The sequence below is a fragment of the Hyphomonas sp. genome, assembly GCF_017792385.1.
In the GTDB taxonomy this organism is placed as follows: domain Bacteria; phylum Pseudomonadota; class Alphaproteobacteria; order Caulobacterales; family Hyphomonadaceae; genus Hyphomonas.
In genome coordinates, this window is sequence record NZ_CP051230.1 from 2,259,415 (window position 1) to 2,275,143 (window position 15,729).

Annotated in this window: 17 protein-coding genes; 8 read left to right on the forward strand and 9 right to left on the reverse strand. The window is 64.1% G+C overall.

Annotated elements, in window-relative coordinates; genetic code table 11:
• Window positions 1–230 precede the first annotated feature (230 nt).
• The 3 genes from HF955_RS11190 to HF955_RS11200 all read left to right on the forward strand — a co-directional run bounded on the left by HF955_RS11190 (window position 231) and on the right by HF955_RS11200 (window position 2,300).
• Entirely contained in the window at window positions 231–1,052 is an 822-nt protein-coding gene (locus tag HF955_RS11190) for a cysteine hydrolase (protein ID WP_291075213.1), read from the forward strand.
• Window positions 1,053–1,282: 230 nt separating this feature from the next.
• The gene (locus tag HF955_RS11195) at window positions 1,283–1,768 is read left to right on the forward strand and encodes a YHS domain-containing (seleno)protein (protein WP_027838043.1); all 486 of its coding nucleotides are present in this window, start codon (window positions 1,283–1,285) and stop codon (window positions 1,766–1,768) included.
• Between the two features lie 70 nt (window positions 1,769–1,838).
• Window positions 1,839–2,300: a nuclear transport factor 2 family protein gene (locus HF955_RS11200; protein WP_291075214.1), complete on the forward strand. Its 462-nt coding sequence runs from the start codon at window positions 1,839–1,841 to the stop codon at window positions 2,298–2,300.
• A 3-nt stretch (window positions 2,301–2,303) separates the two neighbouring features.
• Here HF955_RS11200 and HF955_RS11205 read toward each other — a convergent pair whose 3' ends face one another.
• The gene (locus HF955_RS11205; protein ID WP_291075215.1) at window positions 2,304–2,819 is read right to left on the reverse strand and encodes a MarR family winged helix-turn-helix transcriptional regulator; all 516 of its coding nucleotides are present in this window, start codon (window positions 2,817–2,819) and stop codon (window positions 2,304–2,306) included.
• A gap of 175 nt (window positions 2,820–2,994) precedes the next feature.
• On the opposite strand from HF955_RS11205, the gene HF955_RS11210 reads away from it, so the two are divergent.
• The gene (locus HF955_RS11210; protein ID WP_291075216.1) at window positions 2,995–3,732 is read left to right on the forward strand and encodes an SDR family NAD(P)-dependent oxidoreductase; all 738 of its coding nucleotides are present in this window, start codon (window positions 2,995–2,997) and stop codon (window positions 3,730–3,732) included.
• A gap of 15 nt (window positions 3,733–3,747) precedes the next feature.
• Here HF955_RS11210 and HF955_RS11215 read toward each other — a convergent pair whose 3' ends face one another.
• From HF955_RS11215 to HF955_RS18455, 5 genes are all read right to left on the reverse strand, one after another.
• Window positions 3,748–4,779, reverse strand: a complete 1,032-nt coding sequence (locus HF955_RS11215; protein WP_291075217.1) for a phytase — start codon at window positions 4,777–4,779, stop codon at window positions 3,748–3,750.
• 181 nt (window positions 4,780–4,960) lie between these two features.
• Window positions 4,961–5,221 (reverse strand): hypothetical protein, encoded by a 261-nt coding sequence (locus HF955_RS11220; protein ID WP_027838047.1) that lies wholly within the window; start codon window positions 5,219–5,221, stop codon window positions 4,961–4,963.
• A 172-nt stretch (window positions 5,222–5,393) separates the two neighbouring features.
• The gene (locus tag HF955_RS11225; RefSeq protein WP_027838048.1) at window positions 5,394–5,657 is read right to left on the reverse strand and encodes a hypothetical protein; all 264 of its coding nucleotides are present in this window, start codon (window positions 5,655–5,657) and stop codon (window positions 5,394–5,396) included.
• Between the two features lie 115 nt (window positions 5,658–5,772).
• Window positions 5,773–8,559, reverse strand: coding sequence for a TonB-dependent receptor (locus tag HF955_RS11230; protein ID WP_291075218.1), 2,787 nt, complete (start codon window positions 8,557–8,559; stop codon window positions 5,773–5,775).
• Between the two features lie 310 nt (window positions 8,560–8,869).
• A complete protein-coding gene (locus tag HF955_RS18455; protein ID WP_367279732.1) occupies window positions 8,870–9,220 on the reverse strand; it encodes a hypothetical protein in 351 nt (116 codons plus the stop codon).
• A 130-nt stretch (window positions 9,221–9,350) separates the two neighbouring features.
• Between HF955_RS18455 and HF955_RS11235 the strand changes: the two genes are divergently transcribed.
• Entirely contained in the window at window positions 9,351–10,580 is a 1,230-nt protein-coding gene (locus HF955_RS11235) for a DNA-packaging protein (protein WP_367279789.1), read from the forward strand.
• A 138-nt stretch (window positions 10,581–10,718) separates the two neighbouring features.
• Here the strand turns inward: HF955_RS11235 and HF955_RS11240 are convergent, their stop codons facing one another.
• Genes HF955_RS11240 through HF955_RS11250 form a run of 3 tightly spaced genes read right to left on the reverse strand, consistent with a single transcriptional unit; the run spans window position 10,719 to window position 12,415 of the window.
• A complete protein-coding gene (locus tag HF955_RS11240) occupies window positions 10,719–11,084 on the reverse strand; it encodes an endonuclease domain-containing protein (RefSeq protein WP_291075220.1) in 366 nt (121 codons plus the stop codon).
• A gap of 3 nt (window positions 11,085–11,087) precedes the next feature.
• Window positions 11,088–11,534 (reverse strand): hypothetical protein, encoded by a 447-nt coding sequence (locus HF955_RS11245; protein WP_291075221.1) that lies wholly within the window; start codon window positions 11,532–11,534, stop codon window positions 11,088–11,090.
• Complete coding sequence (locus HF955_RS11250) at window positions 11,531–12,415, reverse strand: ParA family protein (protein WP_291075222.1); 885 nt, start codon at window positions 12,413–12,415, stop codon at window positions 11,531–11,533. Before HF955_RS11250 ends, HF955_RS11245 begins: the two co-directional genes overlap by 4 nt.
• A gap of 217 nt (window positions 12,416–12,632) precedes the next feature.
• Between HF955_RS11250 and HF955_RS11255 the strand changes: the two genes are divergently transcribed.
• From HF955_RS11255 to HF955_RS11265, 3 genes are all read left to right on the forward strand, one after another.
• Window positions 12,633–14,225, forward strand: coding sequence for a phage tail protein (locus HF955_RS11255; RefSeq protein ID WP_291075223.1), 1,593 nt, complete (start codon window positions 12,633–12,635; stop codon window positions 14,223–14,225).
• A 72-nt stretch (window positions 14,226–14,297) separates the two neighbouring features.
• Window positions 14,298–14,768: a DUF1203 domain-containing protein gene (locus tag HF955_RS11260; RefSeq protein ID WP_291075224.1), complete on the forward strand. Its 471-nt coding sequence runs from the start codon at window positions 14,298–14,300 to the stop codon at window positions 14,766–14,768.
• Between the two features lie 84 nt (window positions 14,769–14,852).
• Window positions 14,853–15,725 (forward strand): J domain-containing protein, encoded by an 873-nt coding sequence (locus tag HF955_RS11265; protein WP_291075225.1) that lies wholly within the window; start codon window positions 14,853–14,855, stop codon window positions 15,723–15,725.
• The last annotated feature ends 4 nt before the right edge of the window (window positions 15,726–15,729 follow it).

The following is a 15,729-nucleotide window of genomic DNA, read 5'->3' on the forward strand; positions in this document are numbered from 1 at the left end:
CGCGCTCCCCACGCTGGCTGTTCCGCCGGCGGCGCGATCCCCCTCGCGCCATGCCGGAAAGCTTGCCCCAGACGGATTGACGCGTCCAGTCAACAGGATGTCGCGACCGGTCAATACGGTCGCGGGCCGCGCCTCTTAGGGTGGATACAGATCAGATCGGGAAGGGACAGTACGCGCCCGGACCGGACTGGCCGCCACAATCCACCCACCCCGCTCAGAGGAGCCCCGCCATGCTGAATTCCCCGTATCCGCCAAAATCCTTCCTGAAGCTGATCGTGACCGCGACGGCCATCTTTGCCTGCGTCGGCATCCCGGCTGATGCCGATGCGCCCAAGGCGCGCGCCGCCAGTGCCAAACTGCCGCCTGTGAATGACGGACTGCCCATGCCCGGCTTCGTCGTGACCACGGACGGCACGGCCATCGTTGTCACAGATCCCCAGAATGACTTCCTGTCGCCGGACGGGGTCACCTGGGGTGTCGTTGGACAGAGCATCACGGAAAATGGAACCGTCGAGAATATCGGCGACCTGTTCCAGGTTGCCGAAGAGACAGGCATGCCGGTGTTCATCTCTCCGCACTATTATTACGAGCACGATCATGAATGGAAGTTCGAAGGCACGCTTGAATCCCTGATGCATGCCATCGGCATGTTCGATCGTCCGTCTGCGCTGGATCTCGAAGGGTTCGAAGGGTCGGGTGCCGACTGGCTGGAAGAGTACAAGCCCTATATCGAGAACGGCAAGACGGTCGTGACCAGCCCGCACAAGGTCTATGGCCCGGACAGCAATGATCTTGTCCTGCAGCTTCGCAAGGCGGGGATCGACAAGGTGATCCTTGCGGGCATGTCGTCGAATCTGTGCACGGAGTCACACATGCGCAGCCTGGTCGAGGCCGGCTTTGAAGTCATGGTGGTGACCGATGCCACCGCAGGCGCGATCACCGAACACTATAATGGCTATGATGCCTCCCTCACCAATTTCCGGATGATCGCCAGCGCGGTCGACAACACCGAGAATACGGTGGAGTCCATCCGCGCCGCCTACCGGAAATAGGACTCGGGAGCCATCCGCACCTGCCAATCCCACCCCCGGATGGCTCCCTCAGGCGCCCGGCTGTTCCCCTTGCTCTCACACCTGGCAGCCGGGCGCCTCCCTGATTTCGCTGGCGGATCAAACCAGGGCCTGCCGCCGGCCGAATTCGCGGATCGCTGCCGCGCACCCACCCCTCATGGCCTTGCCCCCACCGCGCCGGATTGCCGGCGCATCATTCAAGGAAGACTGACATGTCCAGAAACCTCATCCTCGCCGGAGCCGCCCTCGCTGTTGCGATGGCCGCCTCCCAGCCCGCCTTTGCCGAAGACGAATACAATGTCTCCACCGGCATCACGACCGCCGGCGTTCCGCTCGGCCTGCACGGTGTCGATCCGGTCGCACTGACCGTGTACGGCGCGGTTGCCGAAGGCAATGCCACCCACACCGTGGTCGAAGACGGCGTTGCCTATTATTTCGCCTCGGCGGAATCGGCCCGCAAGTTCAAGTCGGATCCGGCCCGCTACGCACCGCAATATGGCGGCTTCTGCGCCTATGCCGTTGCGCTCGGAAAGAAGTTTGACGGGGATCCGCGCTTTGCCGACATCGTGGATGGCAAGCTCTACCTGTTCGTGAATGCGGACGTTTTCGAGAAATACAAGAAGGACAAGGTCCGGATTCTCGAGCGGGCCGAAAAGCGCTGGCCGTCGATCCAGCACAAGGCTGTCGGCGACCTGTAGTCACTGTGCCACGGCCGGGCAACTGCGCCCGGCCGTTTCTTTCCACCTCGCATCTTCAAGGAGCCCATCCATGCGGCCGCCTCTGCCTCCCTTCACCTTCGAAACCGCCACGGAGAAAGTCCGCCTTGCCGAAGACGGCTGGAATGGACAGGATCCGGAAAAAGTGTCTCTGGCCTATTCCGAAGACAGTGCCTGGCGCAACCGGGACCTGTTCCTTACCGGGCGCGCGGAAATCGTCAGTTTCCTCACCGCGAAATGGCGCCGGGAGCTGAACTATCGTCTGATCAAGGAGCTGTTCGCCTTTACCGGGAACCGGATTGCCGTGCGCTATGCCTACGAGTTTCACGACCGCACGGGCCAATGGTACCGGGCCTATGGCAATGAGAACTGGGAATTTGACGAGGCCGGCCTGATGCGACGCCGCCATGCCAGCATCAACAATTTGCCCATTCCGACCAGCGAACGAAAATTCCACTGGAAGATCGGCCGCCGCCCCGACGATCATCCCGGCCTCAGTGATCTGGGCCTCTAGGCCTCAGCGCGCCGTGCCGCGCAATGGGGTGTTCCGGCTTGTGTCCGTATCCACCTCCATATCCGCCAGTGTTCGCAATGCGGTCATGATGGTGTCCCACGCGTCGTCGCCCAGCCTGTCTTTCAGGGCCTGCTGGGCGGCGTCCCAGTGTGCCACCAGGCCGGACAACAGGTCGCGGCCGTTCGCCGTCAGCCTCACCTTGCGGACGCGGCTGCCATCCGGGGTAAAGGTCTCCACCTGGCCGGTGCGCTCAAGGGCGGCGATGTTGCGCACCATCGTCGTCCGCTCGGTGCCCATCCGGGCGGCCAGGGCCGTCACGGCAATGGCATCGACATAATAAAGCTGCATCAGCAGCGAACTCTGTCCCGGCGCGATGCCCGTGCCGTCCAGATAGGCGCCATAATGGCGCGCCAATGTCCGGTTTGCGGCCCGGGCGGCCTCGGCCATGCAGACATGCGGCGTATGGCGGACGGCTTCCAGAAGCGGAATGGGGGGGAACGGGGCGGAGCGTTTGGGCATCAACGGGTTCTGGCAGGTGCGGGACGGGAATGGACGATACGGGGTGAAACGCTCCGGCACGCGCTGAGACGGTCCGGAACAGTGAGAGGCTGGCCGGCTGAACAGGGGCTTTACCTGCGCGCCGATAAGTGTGCATATACACATATATTGCAGGCATGACCAGAGGCGAGACAGGATGAAACAGGGTGAACCGCACGGCCAGAGCGTCGCGATCATTGGCGCAGGGGATTATATCGGCGCGGCAATCGCGCGGAAATTTGCCGCCGAGGGCTATCTCGTGGTTGCCGGGCGCCGCAAGGGCGACAAGCTGGCTCCGCTGGTGGAAGAGATCGAGGCTGCCGGCGGGCGTATCTCCGCCCGGTCCCTGGACGCGCGCGACCCGGACGCCGTCACCGCCTTCCTCAAGGCGGCAGACGACCTCGCCCCGCTCGCGCTGACCGTGTTCAATGTCGGCGCCAATGTGAACTATCCCATCCTCGACACCACCGACCGGGTGTTCCGCAAGGTCTGGGAAATGGCCTGCTTTGCCGGCTTCGTCTCGGGGCGGGAATCGGCCCGCCTGATGCTGGCGCGCGGGCAGGGCAAGATCTTCTTCACAGGGGCCACAGCCAGCCGCCGCGGCGGCAAGGGCTATGCGGCCTTCGCGTCCGCCAAATTCGGCCTCAAGGCCGTTGCAGAGGCCATGGCGCGGGAATTGTGGCCGCAGCGCATCCATGTCGCGCACCTGACCATCGATGCAGGGGTCGACACCGAATGGGTCCGCCAGATCATCAAGGATCGCGGCGGGCCGGAGGATCCGCAGGGGCTGATGCCGCCCGAGGCGATTGCCGAGGCGTATTGGGAACTGTTCCGCCAGCCGGAAACCGCCTGGACGTTCGAGAAGGAAATCCGCCCCTGTGGCGAGCCCTGGTAGGGCGGTGCGCCGGGCCTAGTCGAGCCCGAGCGCGTCCCTGATCAGCGTCCAGTCGACCAGCTTGAAATTCTGGTCCACGCCGGACTCCGGATTGCCGTCATCCTGCACGACCAGCACGCCGTTCGGGAAGCCCGGCAACGGCGCTGAATTCACGTCCAGACCATCGGTGTGGGTGACCGCATCAATGCTGCCATCGGCGCTGGCGGTGACGGTGAACACGCCGCGCGGCGCGTGCGGCGCTTTCAGGTCATAGACGACAAACCGGTCAGCGGCCTGCGCAGAGGCGACGAGATAGCCCTCGCCGGTCTGGCCGGTCCAGATGTCCAGGCCCTCGACATCGGCGACGAGGCCGTTGCCGGCGGCGATCGTGTCCACGCTGACCGGGGCAGCAGTCCAGTCGGACAGGTCCAGTTTCCAGATGCCATGTTCTTCCTCGCCCACGAAGACCTGGTCATTGGCCTCGTCGAACACGCAGCCTTCCAGCTGGCGCTTGCCGAACTGGCCGACCTGGATTTCGGCAACCAGATCAACGCCCTCGGCGACCTTGTCTTCAGGTGCCGCCCAGACCTGTACCAGACCGTCCTTGTAGGTCGGCATGGCGTAGAATACCTCATCCAGCAGACCGGCGCAGATGCCATAGGGCTCGTCCTTCGTGGTCGGCGTGTCCCCGATATGGCTGACCGTGGCGGTGGCCGGGTCAATGGCGAACCAGCTGACCGAATTGGTCTCGTCATTCGAGGCGACGGCGAGGTTGCCGCGCAGGTCGACATTGTTGACGCGGCCGACATCGAGGAATTGGAGCTCCTCTCCGGACAGGTTGTAGACGTGCAGGCCTTCATCCTTGTTGGTTCCGAGGATCAGGCTGCCTGCGGGATCGGCCCAGTTGACCCAGACCGCCGGATCGTCGGCCTTGTCGCCGGTTCCGGTCATCGGTGCGGTCTCGACCGCGGCCGGGATGGGGGCGGTGTCGATGGCATAGATCTGCTGTGCCGGCTCAAGGGCGCAGGCGGACAGGAGCAGGGCGGCAAGGGGAAGGTGGCGTTTCATGAACACTCCTCTGGGGGCTCGATTCACTCGGGTTCGCGCCGGTATTCATCGCACCGGTCGCAAGATCAAGCCGGGGGCGCGAACTTTCATACAACTGCCATGAACCCGGCCCTTCCGGCCACAAAAAAGCAGGCCGGTTGGCCTGCTTTTCGTAAGTCTGTCCTGTGCGGAACCGCAAGGCTCAGCCCGCGCGCGGATCACCCGTGCTGAGGGCGCGGCGCTGTGCATCGCCGGTGGCGTCCTCGCCGGCCTTCTCGTGGCGTTCCCACTGTTCGGCGGTCATGCAGATCTTGCCGGGGTAGATCTTGCCCGGAACGGAAACGCGCTGGCAGATCAGGTCCGGATTGGTGGACGCATCTGCAACGGCGTAGCCTTCTTTCTTCTTCAGGGCGCACCCGGAGACGGCGATGGCCGCAGCCAAGGCGAAAATTGCGGTTCTCATAAAGGTATTTCTCCTGCTGATTGACGTGGGTCTAGCAAAGCAATGCCGGATCGTCGCCCCCTGATGGAGGGATTTTCGCCAATTTGCGAAAGAAACGCACACTTATGTTGCAATCCTGCACCCCTGCAGCCGATACAACGGATTGCAGGCGGCGGGATCGTGCGGTTCGAGCCTAGCCCCCCTGGCCGGGGGCAGGTGCACGCAGGGCGCCGCGTTGCACGTCCGACGTAGCCGTCTGGCCTGCGCGGTGATGACGTTCCCACTGCGCCTCGGTCATGCAGATCTTCCCGGGATAGACCTTGCCCGGAACGGGCACGCGTTCGCAGACCAGATCCGGATTGCCGGAATGGTCAACGACCTGGAACCCTTCCTTCTTCTGGAGTGCGCAGCCGGATACGGCGAGGGCGGCGATGAGGGCGGGCAATAGCAGCTTCATGATGGGGCCTCCTATCCTGACGGGAAAGCATAAGCCGGGAAGGGCCATCGCGCAAAGAAAACCGGGCGAAGATTGCTCTCCGCCCGGTTCTGAAGGCCTGATCCCGTGCGGCACCCTAGTAGGTCAGGCGGGCGCCGATCACGTAGCGTGCACCGTACTCGTCATATTGCGAGAGGCGGTTTTCGGACCCGAAATAGTAGTATTCCGGCTCGTCAGTGAGGTTCTTGCCTTCGACGAAGACCTGGAGATTGTCGTTCACGTCATACTTGGCGGACGCTTCGACGCTGAGGTGATCGCTGGTGTAGCGGTCGAGATTCGTGCCGAAGAGTTCATCCAGATAGTCGTCCCGGAAATTGGCCGAGACGCGCAGATCCCAGGGGCCCCGATCATAGCCGATGGAAGCGTTCCAGATCAGGTCGTTCTGCTTGAGCAGCGGCACATCGCGCGTGGTCAGCGGATCGTCCTCGTCCGGCACGGAGGCTTCGGAGTCGGCGATGGTGACGTTTGCGGAAACCAGGAAGCCTTCCCAGAAACCGCCGAGGAAATCGAGCTGCTGGACATAGTTCAGTTCGATACCCTTCACCGTCGCGCTGTCGCCGTTCACATAGGTGAAGACCTCTTCCACCGTGTCCGGCAGCAGCGAGGTGTCGACCGATCCCGGCACATCGCCGATGTCGTAATTGGCGCCGAAGATCGGATTGGAGATTTCCTTGTAGAACACGCCGGCCGACAGGACGGACAGCTTGGTCGGATAGTATTCGATCGAGAGGTCGAAATTGTCGGCTTCATATGGATCAAGGGCCGGATTGCCCATCTCGGCTTCGTCACGGTCATCGTTCAGGGCGATGGTCGGACGCATTTCGCCAAAGGCCGGCCGCACGATCGAGGCATAGTAGGCGGCCCGCCCGATCAGATTGTCGGAGAAGGCGTATTTCAGGTTCACGCTGGGCAGGACGTTTGTGTAGTCGTCGTCGTATTTGCGCTTCGTGACATTGGCCGGGTCGTCTTCCTCGAAGAAGATGTTGCCGGTTGCCGAGACATCGGTGGCCTCGACGCGGACACCGGCGACGAGGGTGAGATCGTCGAACTGGAACGTCCCCATGCCGTACCCGGCCAGGATGGTTTCCTCGATCGTGTAGTCACCCGAGAGGCTGTCGAAATTCGTGCCGTCCTCGTCCAGCTCGTCCGCCGTAAACGTGCCGCGCAGGGCACGGGTCAGGCCGGCGCTCGGCCACTGGTACATCGGATTGTTCATGCGCCAGCCGGAAATCTGGCTGTTGGCGGTGATGTAGTCCGTCAACAGGACATCATCGCGTTCCCAGATCATCAGGTTCTGGTCACGCACCTTTTCGCGGTCACGAACCTTGACGCCCATCTTCCAGGTGACCGGCGTGCTGCCGATGGAAGACTCATTGGTGAGATCGAGCTTGTAGGCCCATTCGGTGTCTTCGTTGATCGTGAATTCCTGCTCGAACGCATCCATTTCATAGTTGGACGGATCATAGAGGAAATCGACGCCGGTTCCGCTGAGGCGGGGCTTTTTCGGATCGGAATTATCCCAGACAATGATCGCGTCCCCATCCATGTCATCGGAGCGGAAGGCGACGTCGTGATTGTTGGAATCGTCTTCTTCGGCATAGGCGTAGGAGACTTCGTAATCCACCGTCCAGGCACCGGCGATGGTCTGGCCGCCCAGTGCGTAGGTCTGGATCTTGCGTTCTTCCTCGCGCTGGCGGACTTCCGCGTCGACTTCGGCAAAGTTGAAGGCGAAGGAGTTGCCGTCAATGGCGACGCCTTCTTCGGCAAGGTCGCGGAACTCGAACTTGTTGCGGACCTCGTCATCCTTGTACTGGTTGAACAGGGTGCGCAGATAGAGTTCCGTGTTCTCGGTCATGCGGTAGTCGACATTGAAGACGAGGCCGAGACGCTCGCGGGTCAGGTCGTACCAGCGCATTTCATAATCATCGTTGGGGACATAGGCGTTGAGGTCGTCATCGAAGCCCCATTCGCCGATCTCGTTATTGTGGGCTTCGATGCCGAGGCTCTGATAGTTGACCGAAGCGGCGATGCCGAGCTTTTCGCCGAACACGTTGGAATAGGTCAGCGTGGCTTTCGGGGAGAGGTCTTCGGTGATCTCATTGTAGGAGCCTTCGACCTTGGCGCGGATGAACTGGCCATCGCGGTCGAATGCGGAAATGGTCTTCAGGTTGATGACGCCGCCAATCGTGTCGGCATCCACGTCCGGGGTGAGGGATTTCTGAACCTCGATACCGTCCAGAAGGTCTGACGGCACTCCGTCCAGAAGGACGCCGCGGCGGTCTTCCGGGGACGGGGTGCGTACGCCGTTGATCGTGGCCGAGATCAGGTCTGTGTTAATGCCGCGGATCGAGACATAGCGGCCTTCGCCCTGGTCGTTCTCGATGGAGAGACCGGCCACGCGGGCCAGCGAGTCCGCCACGGTCGTGTCGGGGAAGTTGCCGAGGCCGTCTGAATCGATGACCGAGATCAGGGCGTTGGAGGCGCGCTGCTGGTTGATGGCGCCCGCCTGGGCGGCGGCAGAGCCGACCACGAGGATGTTGTCGAGATACCGGACATCGCGGCCGAGACGGATGCTGAAATCGGTTTCGCCCGACACGTTGACCGTATCGGTGACCGTGTCCGCGCCGACATAGGAGACAGTCAGCGTATAGTCACCCGCCGGAACATTGGCGAACCGATAGGCGCCGAACCGGTCGGCAGCGGCCGTGCGGCCGAGTTCCTCGATGGTGACAATGGCGCCTTCCAGGGCCGCATCGCCGGAGGCATCGGTGACGGTGCCTTTCAGGATGTCGGCGCTGGCGGCCTGTGCGAGCACCGCGGTGGCGGCCCCCAGCATGAAGAGTTTGCGGGACGGGTGGGTCATCGGAATCATCCTTGCTCTGGCAATCCGTATCAAGAAGCCGGCGCTTCAAAACTGCGGCCACGTCCCACGCCAGAGTTACGGTTGAGTGACAGCTGTGTAATGTTTTCGTGACGGTCCGTGATTTCGCGTGGAAATCGGGCCGATGGCTGCAGGCGGGGACAGTTTCGTGCCTTTCCTGCAACACACCATTGGGGGCATCCGGCCCGGAACACGGCAGCGCCGGGGAATCAGGCGCATCAGACCGGCGCGCGAATCCGACAGGGATCCAGCCATGGCAGGATAGCGGGACTGACAGGAGCCCGTGATGTCTTCAAAGGTCCAGATACAGCGGCAAATGCGCCAGATCCGTCTGGCCCGGCTGTCGGGGCTGAGCCTGCTGGATGCGGCGGCGCGCGCCGGACTGAGCCGAAGCTCGGCGTGGCGGATGATTCGCGCGCACGGGCTGGACGATCCCGAACGTCCGCTGGAACGCCAGCGCCTGTCGCTGAGCGAGGCCCATGACCGCATCGCCGACCGCGTTGCAGACCCCGCCACCCCGGCGGAGGAACTGGCCAGTCTGAGCGGCGTGCTGATCCGGCTGGCCGGCGAAATCCGGCGGCTGGATATGGCGGCCGCGAAACTGGAAGAGGATGCAGATGTACGGCTTGCCGGATCCGGCCAAACGGAGACCCCCGAAGATGACCCGGATGACGAGTACTCCGCCGCTGCCGAGCAGCGCCGGCTGGACGCCCTGGCAGCCAGCCTTCAGACAAAGGGCGCGCCATGCTGTGACGAGCGGGGATTGGCGGGGGATGACGGCCGGGGAGCGCAGCCTGGTGAGCCAGAATCCCTGGCTGGCTGCGGCCCGCGATATTCAGGTGCCGCCGCAGGCGGGCTGGCGGACATTCGTGTTCATGGGCGGACGCGGCGCTGGGAAGACACGGGCGGGGGCCGAATGGCTGCGCTGGTCGATTCTGCATGGCGGGTGCCGCCGGGCGGCCCTGGTGGGCCCGGCGCTGCACGATGTACGCGAGGTGATGATCGACGGGCCGAGCGGCCTGAAATGGATCGAGCCGCTGAAGAGCCGCCGTCCGACCTATTCGCCGAGCCGCCGCCTGTTGAGGTTTGACAATGGCGCGGAGGCGCATGTCTTTTCCGCCGAGGATCCGGACAGTCTGCGCGGCCCGCAATTCGATGTCGCCTGGTGCGATGAGGTGGCGGCCTGGCTGCGCGGGCAGGCGGTGTGGGACACGCTGCAAATGGGGTTGAGACTGGGCGATGCGCCGCGGGTCATGGCGACCACGACACCGCGCCCCACACCCTTTTTCACCGGATTGCTGAAGGGCGCCGATACGCTGGTTCGGCGCACCAGCATGGCCGAGAATGTGGACAATCTGTCGGACGGGTTCGTGTCGGCAATGATGGCGGCCTATGGCGACAGCGCCCTGGCGCGGCAGGAAATTCATGGCGAGCTTCTGGAAGATCCGGACGGCGCCCTGTTCCGCCGGCAGATGATTGATGCGGCGCGGGTGGACGCGCCGCCCATGATGGAAGATGTGATCGTGGCCGTGGACCCGCCGGCCAGCAGCGGCCCGGCCGCCGATGCGTGCGGCATCATTGCGGCCGGCGTGCGCGCGGGCGTTTCCTATGTGCTGGCGGATGCGTCCGCACCGGGGCTGAAGCCGCTGGATTGGGCCCGGCGCGCCGTGGCGGTGAGCCGCGAAGTGGGCGCGCGGGAAATCATCGCCGAGGCCAATCAGGGGGGAGAGATGGTGCGGCAGGTTCTGGAAAGCGCCGGGGTGGATGTGCCGGTGCGCCTTGTGCGGGCACGCCTCGGCAAGCGGGCACGGGCGGCGCCGGTGGCGACATTGTACGAACAGGGACGGGTGGCCCATGTCGGCCTGCTGCCCGAGCTGGAAGACCAGATGTGCCGGTTCGGCGCGGAAGGCTTTCGCGGCTCACCCGACCGGGTGGATGCCCTCGTCTGGGCCATCTGGGCCCTCGCCCTGGACGGCGCCGGGCCATGGGTGCGGGTGTTGTGAGAGCGTATTTCCAATCGAGAGTCCGGTAGCCCCCCTCTAACTCCCCCCTTTCAGGGGGGAGAACGGCCCTCGAGCAAGGCGGCTGCTGTCTGCGTTCCTCCCCCTGCAAGGGGGAGGACAGGTGGGGGTCCTGCCGGACTATCCTCTGCTTTTCCGGATCAACTCAATTTCCTGCCGGGTATGGTCTCCCACGGCTTCGAGGGATTCATCTATCCATGAGACCGGAATGCGCAGAACCGTGATGCCGCGCTCTGCCAGAAAAGCATCGCGGCGGGCGTCGTATACAGGGTCGTGCCAGTCGCCATCGACTTCGATGGCGAGTTTGAGGGAGGGGCAGTAATAGTCGAGGAAATAGGGACCGGCGGGATGCTGGCGCCGAAAGGACACGCCCATCTGTTTCCGGCTGAGGAGCAGCCAGACTTTCTGTTCGGTCTTCGAGGCGGACTGGCGAAGCGCACGAGCGCGACGTGTGTGTTCAGGCGTGCGCGTGAACTTGTTCGCCACACTCTATCCCCCCGTACGAAAGGCCTTGCGTCCGAAATAGGCGTTCTTGGGGGCGGGGGGCGTGTCGTCGGGTTCGGGGGTGTCGTCCACGGTTTCGGCGGGTTCTGCCGGGGCGGGATGGGTGCCGTTCATCAGGCCACGGATCCAGGCGCAGGCGGCGCCGGCGGTGGAGACTTCGAGGTCCGGTACGGAACGGTCCATGCGGCGGGCGAGCTGGCGCGCCTGGTGGGCGGTCAGGGATTTCAGGGTTGTCTCGAACAGGTCCGGGCCGACCGTGTCGCGCAGATCCTTCATGTCGTCCGTGGTCTGACCGGCCGACACCATCAGCTTCTTGACAAGCAAGGAGGTGGCGGCGGCGAAATCCTTTTCGCCGAGCCGGTCAAAGCGCTCGCGCCGGGCCAGCAGTGATTCCAGAGCCTTTGCGCTGGGGGCGGTGTCGGCGTCGCTCATTGAATTTTCTCCCGCACTTCCTTCAGCAGGCTCTCGATGATGCCGAGCGCCTCGCCGGGCCATTTGGCCTGCAGGGTCGGTTCCGGGCCGAGCTCGATCGGGTTGGTGGCAAAACCCTGCTTCATCGGGATGACTGTGTTGAACATGGTGAATTCGGTTTCCTTGGCGCTGGCGGCCTCGCGCATGGCGTTCAGGACGACCTGTTGGTGCGGCGTGCCGTCATAGCGGGTGGCCAGCACACAGGGCAGGTTCTCGATGTCACGGCCGCGCAGATTGCGCATGATGTCGCCGGTGAACAGGTCGAGGCCGAGCGTGGACATGAAGTCCGGAATGGTGGGTACAATGATCAGGTGGCTGGCGGCCAGAACGGTTTCCGTCATCACCGAGATGCCGGGCGGGCAGTCGCACAGGATGATGTCGTAATCGGCCTTCAGCTTTTCGAAATCATCACGCATGCGGCGGCCGACCTGGCCCTGCAGCGCTTCCATGGAATAGCCCTTGGCGGTCAGTTCGTAGATCAGCTCGCGCTCGGTCTTGCGCAGGCGCGGCGAGGAGGGGATCAGGTCCAGCTCCAGCGGCTTGCCATTATAGGTGACATCGGAGGCATCGGTGACGATGAATTCGGACAGGCGCTTGTGCTCGCCGGCGAAGAAATTCTCCAGCAGCCAGTCGGAAATGGTCACATAGTCATTGATCGCCTGGAACAGGTGTTCATCGCCCTCATGGCCATAGACGAGCAGCGAGGCATTGGCCTGGGTGTCGAGATCGACGACAAGCGTGCGGAATCCATTCGCGGCGAAGGCTTCCGCAAGGCTGACACATGTCGTGGTCTTGCCGACCCCGCCCTTGGAGTTGGCGATGGAAATGACTCGTGCCGACATTCTGTTAGCTCCTTTGCCCCTGACCGAATGGCGAAAAAGCAGATTTGGGCCCTTATGGCTATGGGCGGAGCGCAAGAAAATACAGGGAAAATACCGGGTTAATCCTCAACTTTTCGAGATTAGCAGGCTGATTTTCCGGGGTTTTTCCAAACTGAATCCGAAGGGGGCTGGCGGCATTTAATTTCAGGGCATCGCAGGAAACGGAGCCCCGCCCCCCATGAACCCGATCTGGCCCTTCAGCCGCCGCCCGCGCGAGGCGAAATCCGCGCTGCCTTTGGTAGCGGTCACCGAAATCGGCGCAGCCCGCTGGGGCAGCCGGGAGGGCGCGGCCCTGACGCGGGACGGATACCTGGCCAATGCGGTGGATGTGTCCGGGCTGGACGGCGTGGTTGAGGGCTATGGCCTTGATGGAGTGCATTCGGTGCGCGCGGCGCTGGAGCCGCTGAAACTGGCCTATGGGTTTGACTGCGTGGAGCGGGGCGGCGCGCTGGCATTCCGGATGGCGGATGAGGGCGCGGTTCTGGATATGGCAGCAGACGCTCTGGTCGAGACGGGGGCGCAGCGCACACGCGGCCTGCTGGACAAGGCACCGGCGCGGGTGCGGCTGACGCATGTCGATCTGGAGACGGACTACCAGCCGGGGCTGGCCGAGGCACGATTGGCGGGCGGCGATCCAAGGCTGGTACAGGATGTGAGCCTGCCATTGGCGCTGGGAGCGAGCCGGGCAGAGGCAGTGGCCGGGGCCTTGCTGGAGGCCGCCGCGCACGGGGAGAGTCTTGCCTGCGAATTGCCGCTGTCGGCGTTGGCACTGGAGCCGGGAGATGGCGTGCGCTTCGGGAGCGGACCGGTCTGGCGGATCCGGGATATGGTGGACCGGGGCGGCGTGCGGACGCTGACCTGCCGGGAAGAGTTGACGGCGATGAGCAGAGTGCGGGCCGGGCAGGCCGGCAGCGCGCCGCCAGAGGCGCCGGTGTTTGGCGACGTGGATCTGGTCATCATGGATGCGCCGCACCTGCCCGAATATGACGGTGGGAGCGGGCCTTTGCTGGCGGCCTGGGCCGATCCGTGGCCGGGGGAAGTGGTGGTGCTGGCTGGTCTGGCAGAGGACGCGCTGGGGGAAGTGGCACGGCTGGACCGGCCTGCGGTGATCGGGCGGCTGACCGAGGGCTGTGGGGCGGGACCGGTCGGGCGCTGGGACCGGGCGGGTGCGCTGAACGTGTTCTGTCCGGGAGGAGAGTTTGCAAGCCTGCCGGACGGACAGGTCCTGTCCGGAGGGAATGCCGCCTTGCTGGAAACCGATGCCGGCTGGGAATGTGTCCAGTTCCAGACGGCCGAACTGGTCGCGCCGGATGTCTGGCAACTGACCGGCCTGTTGCGCGGGCAGCGGGGCAGCCTGCCAGGGGCGGCGCAGACGGGCGCGCGGCTGGTCCTGCTGGACACAGCTCTGGCGCGTGCGAGCGTCGGCGGTGAAACGCTGGGCGTGGAGATGATGTGGAAAGCGGTCACGGATGACGCGGCGACGGCGCTGACCTTTGAGGATCAGGCGGGCCTGCCCTGGCCGGTCGCGCATCTGCGGCGGACGGGGGACATATTGAGCTGGACACGGCGCGGCGCGGATGTGCCGCAAAGCTGGGCCCTGCCGGAAGCGGAGAATGCGGGCCGGTTCGCAGCCGAGTTCGACACGGGTAACGGCTTTGGCGACCGCGCCAGTTTCGACACGCCCTGGACCGAATGGCCCGAGGGGGCGATTGCGGCGCGGGTGGCGGAAATGGGACCGGATGGGCGCCTTGGGCCATGGCGCAGCTTGTGAGGCGCAGCATGCATCGGGTGGCGGCGCGCAGGGCGGGCCGACAGTGTGCAGGCAGACAACAAGGAGACCCGTATGACCTTTCAGATCCGCGCGCTGCCAGAAGACCAGTTTGCCCATTTGCCCTCGCTGTCTGATGCGGACCTGGCGGCGCAGAACATCCAGAAGCGTCTCGTGGATGCCCAGCCCGGCTATCCCTGCCGGGTCAGCCTGCAGGATGCGGAGATCGGAGAGACGATCTTCCTGCTCAATCACTGTCATCATGATGAAGAGACGCCATACCGGTCCTGTCATGCCATATTTGTCCGCGCCGGAGCGGAGCAGGCCTTGCCGGATGTGGGTGAGGTACCCGCCTCGCTGACGCTGCGGCTGATCTCCATCCGCGCGTTCGATACTGCGCACGACATGGTGGCGGCGGATGTTGTGGAGGGCCGCGAGTTGAACACTGCAATCCCGGCCATGCTGGCGCAGAGCGGAGTTGCCTATCTCCACCTGCACAATGCGAAACCGGGCTGTTATGCCGCCCGCGTTGATCCGGTAAGGTAATCTCCGGGTTTCAATACGTTGCGGGAGCGCCTAACTGTGTGCGGATAGCAGATTCGCAGACAGAAGGATTGCCCGCCCTTGGCCATGGACCCGTACAAAGTGCTCGGCGTGTCGCGCTCGGCCAGCGAGGCCGAGATCAAGAACGCTTACCGGCAAAAGGCAAAAGCCCTGCATCCGGACCTGCATCCGGATGACAAGGCCAAGGCCGAGGAGTTCAAGCGGGTCTCGCAAGCCTGGGATATTCTGGGCGACAAGGACAAGAAAGCCCAGTTCGACCGGGGCGAGATTGACGGCGACGGTAATCCGACCGGGTTCGGCGGCGGGTTCCCGGGGGGCGGCGGCCCCGGTGGCGCTTCGTATCGCTGGGAGTCACGCAGTGGCAATCCGTTCGGCGGGGCGCAGGGCGATCCGTTCGAGGATATCCTGTCCGGCATGTTCGGCGGCGGCCGGTCGCGCCGCGGCGGCCCCGTCAAGGGGCGGGACGTGCGGTATCGGGTGACCATTGATTTCGCGGATGCCGTGACCGGTGCCCGCCGGCGCATGACCATGGCGGACGGCACCGCGCTGGATGTGAACATTCCGGCGGGGATTGAAACCGGCCAGACGCTGCGCCTGAAGAGCCAGGGCGAACCCTCGCCGAATGGCGGTGCGCCCGGCGATGCGCTTCTGGAAGTGGAAGTGAAGCCCAGCACGGTCTGGGAACGCGACGGCAAGGACCTTCGAATGAAGGTGCCGGTTGATCTGAAGACGGCGATCCTGGGGGGCAGTGTCGAGGTGAAGACGCCCTCCGGCCCGGTGACGCTGAAAGTCCCGGCCGGATCAAACACCGGCTCGCAACTGCGGTTGCGCGGCAAGGGGGTCCAAACCTCCACGCCGGGAAATCTCTATGCCCGGCTGGAAATAGTGCTCGATGATCCGAAGGATGACGGCCTGAAGGCGTGGGCAGAGTCCCACTAGGAAC